This is a genomic window from Collinsella sp. AM24-1 (genome assembly GCF_003470325.1).
GTDB lineage: Bacteria > Actinomycetota > Coriobacteriia > Coriobacteriales > Coriobacteriaceae > Collinsella.
The window spans coordinates 1-4,514 of the sequence record NZ_QRHM01000042.1 but is presented as its reverse complement, the minus strand read 5'-3'; the positions used below and the strand labels follow the sequence as shown (position 1 = coordinate 4,514).

General features: G+C 59.9%; 2 protein-coding genes. Both read right to left on the bottom strand.

What is annotated here, in order from left to right:
• Positions 1-110: 110 nt before the first annotated feature.
• On the bottom strand, positions 111-1,439 hold the full coding sequence (rlmD, locus tag DW661_RS09855; RefSeq protein ID WP_118935470.1) for a 23S rRNA (uracil(1939)-C(5))-methyltransferase RlmD: 1,329 nt from the start codon (positions 1,437-1,439) through the stop codon (positions 111-113).
• A 98-nt stretch (positions 1,440-1,537) separates the two neighbouring features.
• The gene (ppk1, locus tag DW661_RS09850; protein WP_233547498.1) at positions 1,538-3,940 is read right to left on the bottom strand and encodes a polyphosphate kinase 1; all 2,403 of its coding nucleotides are present in this window, start codon (positions 3,938-3,940) and stop codon (positions 1,538-1,540) included.
• Between the last annotated feature and the right edge of the window lie 574 nt (positions 3,941-4,514).

Below are 4,514 nucleotides of genomic sequence, written 5' to 3'. Positions count from 1 at the left end.
GGGGACACATGTATGTCAATCCTGGTCTAACAGAGCCTTAAATAATCATTCAGAACAATTTTTTATCCCCGTCCCAGAAAAATCATCGGGCGTGGTCTTGGGCAAACGGTCTAGTTACGCTTGAGGTGGACGACGGTTTCGCAGTGGAAGGTTTGCGGGAATAGGTCGACCGGCGTGATCTTCACGGGGGAGAAGGTGCCTTCCTCGACAAAGCGCTTGAGGTCGCGTGCCAGGGTGGCCGGATCACAACTCACATAGGCGACATCGCGGGCGCTCGTGCTCGCGATGAGGTCGATGGCTTCGGGCGCCAATCCTGCGCGTGGCGGATCGACTACCAGGACATCGGCGTCCTGGTCGGGGAACTCGCGCACGGCATCGCCGCCGATGACATCGACGTTATCGAGCTTGTTGATCTCCAGGTTGCGACGCAGGTCGCGCACGGCCGGGCCGTAGGCCTCGACGGCGGCGGCGTAATCGCAGCGGCGGGCGAGCGGTAGGGTAAAGGTGCCAGCACCGCAGTACAGGTCCACGGCTAGCTCGTCTTCCTGCGGGTCGAGGGCGTCCATGACGAGCTCAATCAAAATCTCGGCGCCCTTGGTATTGACCTGGAAAAACGACGGGGCAGATAAGCGCATCTGGCCTTCGGCGATATTCTCGGTCCACGAGCCCTCGCCGGCGAGCATCTCGACTTTGGAGACACGGCGGGCTTTCTTTTCGCCCTTGCTCATCACGCGCACGATGCTCGTGGGATGAGCGGCGTCCGCCAGCACGCGGGAGACCTGCGAGCGCGGAAAAGAGCCTGTAGGCGTCCAGAGTGCGACCTCGAGTGCCTTGGTACGGCGCGATGCACGAATGCCCACGCGTTCGAGTCCCAAGTCATGGCTGCCGCTTAGATAGTTGAGTGCGCCGACGACCGATTTGAGCGCCTTCGGGAAGCGCTTATCGAACAGCGGGCACGCATCGACGGTCACGATTTTGCTGGGGTCGACACCGTGCATGCCAAGGCGCACGCGACCGTTGACGACGGTCGATTCGAGCTCGATTTTATTGCGGTAGCCCCAGTCGTCCTTGGTGTGGCAGATGGGCTGTACCAACTCATCGACCTGCTCAGGAGCGAACTTGCCGATGCGCTCGAGCGTGGAGCGCAGGTTTTGCTCCTTGGCGGCGAGCTGTGCCGTGCGTGAGAGATTGCCCCACGAACAACCGCCGCAGATGCCAACGAAGGGGCAGGGGGGCTGAATGCGATCGGGGCTCGGCTCCAGAATCTCGGTCGTGCGGGCGCGCATGAACGACTTGCCGTCCTGTACGACCTCGGCCTCGACGGTGTCGCCTGCCACGGCGCCCTGCACAAAGACGGCCTTGCCGTTGTCGGCGTGCGCCAGCCCGTCGGCGCCGTAGGTCATCGATTCTATAGTGAGCTTCATATCCCTGCCTGTCATTCGTGTTGTTGCTCGCACCATGGTAGCAGGGAAAAGCGCCCCGCATCCGAGGCTTTCCTCAAATGCGGGGCGCTTCTACAAACTGCTTCTACAAACGACTATTTCGTCTTGCCGGTAATGAGCGTCTTAAGACCCAGGCCGATCAGGCCTAGGCCCATGCGCACACGACCGGGGCGATGGCGCTCAATGGCCTTGGTCTTGCCGGCGGGCTTATCGCGACGGGTGCTCGTCTCGGGTGCGGGCTTAGCTGCCTGCGGCTCGGGCTGAGGTGCAGGTGCGGGCTCGGGCTCAATGACGGTCGCCTGGACCTTCTGAACCTCGGGTGTGGCCGGCTGCGGCTTAGGAGCAGGGGCGGGCTTTGCCTCAATGACGGGCTCGGGCGCGGCCTCGGCGTTGCGATAGGCACGCTCCAGCAGGGCTTCCTGCGAGTTGAAGGGTTTCTCACCCTCTGCGCGCTCCACGGGGACCCAGGTGCCGTCGCTCGTGAGGCTGCGGGCCTTCACGTTGTCGCGCAGCTGCATGCTCATGTACTCGTGCACCAGGGCGCGGCAGGTGGGGTCGAGCGCGGGGAAGGCGATCTCCACGCGGTGCTCGGTGTTGCGCGTCATCATGTCGGCCGAGCTCAGATAGATCATGTCCGAGTCCACGCCAAAGGCGTAAACGCGCGCATGCTCCAAAAAGCGTCCGACGATAGAACGGACATGCACGTTCTCGGTCTTGCCAGGAACGCCCGGCTTGAGGCACGAGATGCCGCGGATGATCATGTCCACGCGGACTCCTGCGCACGATGCCTCGGCGATCTTGTCGATGACCTCGCGGTCGGTGAGCGAGTTGAGTTTAAAGAACACGCGGGCGGGCTCGCCGGCGAGGGCGCGCTGGATCTCGCCGGCGAGCCCGCGCATGATGAGCGGTTTCAGTCCGACGGGCGCCACACCCAGGAAGCGGTAATCGCCGCGCAGGTTGCCCAGCGACAGGTTGCGGAAGAACAGGTTGGCGTCCTCGCCGATGCCGGGGTGAGCGGTCATGAGCATAAAGTCGCTGTAGAGTTTGGCCGTCTTCTCGTTAAAGTTGCCGGTGCCCAGCAGCGTCAGGCGCGTTAGCGCCATGCCCTCGCGATAGGTGAGCTGGCAGATCTTGGAGTGGCACTTAAAGCCCTCGGAGCCGTAGATGACGGTGCAGCCGGCCTCTTCCAGGCGCTCGGCCCACTCGATGTTGTTCTGCTCGTCAAAGCGCGCGCGGAGCTCCATGAGCACCGTGACCTCTTTGCCGTTCTCGGCGGCATCGATCAGTGACTCGCACAGGCGGCTCTGCTTGGCCACGCGGTAGAGCGTGATGCGCAGTGAGATGCACTCGGGGTCGTAGGCGGCCTCGTGCACCAGATCCAGGAAGGGGTTCATGGCCTCATAGGGATAAAAGAGCAGCTTGTCGTGCTGAAGTACCTGCTCGCGGATGGAGCGGGTCATATCGATGGTGGAGTTGGGCTGCGGCTTAAACGGCGTAAAGAGCAGCTCGTTGCGCAGGTGCTCGGGAATCTTACTCTCAATGCCAAAGACGTAGCCCAGGTCGAGCGGGATATCGCAGGTAAAGACCGAGCGACGCGAGAGCTCGAGCGCCTTGCGGATAGTCTTGAGCGTTGCTTTTTCGAGCGACCCCGAGACCGCGAGCACCACCGGCTGCAGGCGCAAGCGTTTCTTGAGGATGCGCTTCATGTGCTGACGGTAATCCTCTTCCTCCTCGACGCCCTCGCCGTCCGGGTCGATGTCGGCGTTGCGGGTGACGCGGATGAGCGCGCGGTCGAGCGGCTTATAGGAGCCAAAGCAGCTGTCCAGGCAGGCGAGGATGACGTCCTCGAGCAAGATGTAGGAGTAGGTGCCGGTGGGCGAGGGGATCTCGACCACGCGGTTCATCGAGGTGGGAATCTCGATAAGGCCCAGCAGACTCTCCTCGTCGGTGACGCCGTCCAGGCCGCAGGCCAGGTAGAGTGCGCCGTTGCGCAGGTTGGGGAAGGGGTGGCGCGGGTCGATCACCAGCGGTGAGATGACCGGCGACACGTAGGCCTGGAAGTAACGGGTTACAAAGGTGCGCTCCTCGGGCGTAAGCGAATCGATGCGGGCGCGGTGAACGCCCAGGGTGTCGAGCTTGCCCTCGATGCTCTTAAAGATGGACTCCCATCGGGTAAGGAGCCCGGGCATTTCGGCCATGACAGCATCGACCTGTTCGGAGGCGGTCATATTGCTCTTGTTGTCGACAGGCTGTTTTTTGAGCTCTGCCAGATCGGACAGGCCGCCCACGCGCACCATGAGAAACTCATCGAGGTTAGACTCGAAAATCGACACGAACTTTAGCCGCTCGAACAGCGGAACGGTCTCGTCGAAGGCTTCGTCAAGCACACGGTTGTCAAAGCGCAGCCAGCTGAGCTCTCGGTTCTGCGTGTACGAGAAGTCGCGCGGCGGCTTACGCAGCTTTGCAGCGGCTTGCTTTTTTTCGATTTTGCTCGGCATATGCATCTGTCCGTTCAGTCCCCGCAGGGGACGGTTGCCTAACACTATTCACTATTGTCTCAATTTAGTCGACTTGTGGCACGGACGTATTGTGCGAACGGTATCTTAACCTACTTCTTACGCTGTCAAGCCATAGAGCTGACGCCCGTCGCGTTGCGAAAAACGGTCTAGATCCTCACTCAACTGCTGAGTATGTGTGAATAAGAATGATAGATAGCTGAATATCATCGAATACAGGCAGAAACGTAAACAAGCGTCATTTATATACATAAAACCGTTGTAGATATGCAATTCTTAATCGAAAGATTGGAGTTGTAATTGCGAATGATTTTTGAGAAAAAAGAGCGTTTACCTTAGAAAAGCTACTTTAGAACGCCGAAGTGCATTATGGGGGAATCATATTCGATATACCGTTCATCGAACTTTGTTGACCGTTCGGGGGCGAGGTGGAATTGCGGTTGGAATTTGGATATAACTAGAGCTGTCAGTAAGCAGCACCCGTTACGGAAGGGTGCTGAGAGATTCGGCCGAAAGGCCCGAAAGAAAGGTAGGAGGCCATGACGAAAGGTCTGCA

Bases quoted from the DNA above. Each gene is read 5' to 3' on its own strand.
- rlmD (WP_118935470.1), bottom strand. From the start codon at position 1,439: ATGACAGGCAGGGATATGAAGCTCACTATAGAATCGATGACCTACGGC.
- ppk1 (WP_233547498.1), bottom strand. From the start codon at position 3,940: ATGCCGAGCAAAATCGAAAAAAAGCAAGCCGCTGCAAAGCTGCGTAAG.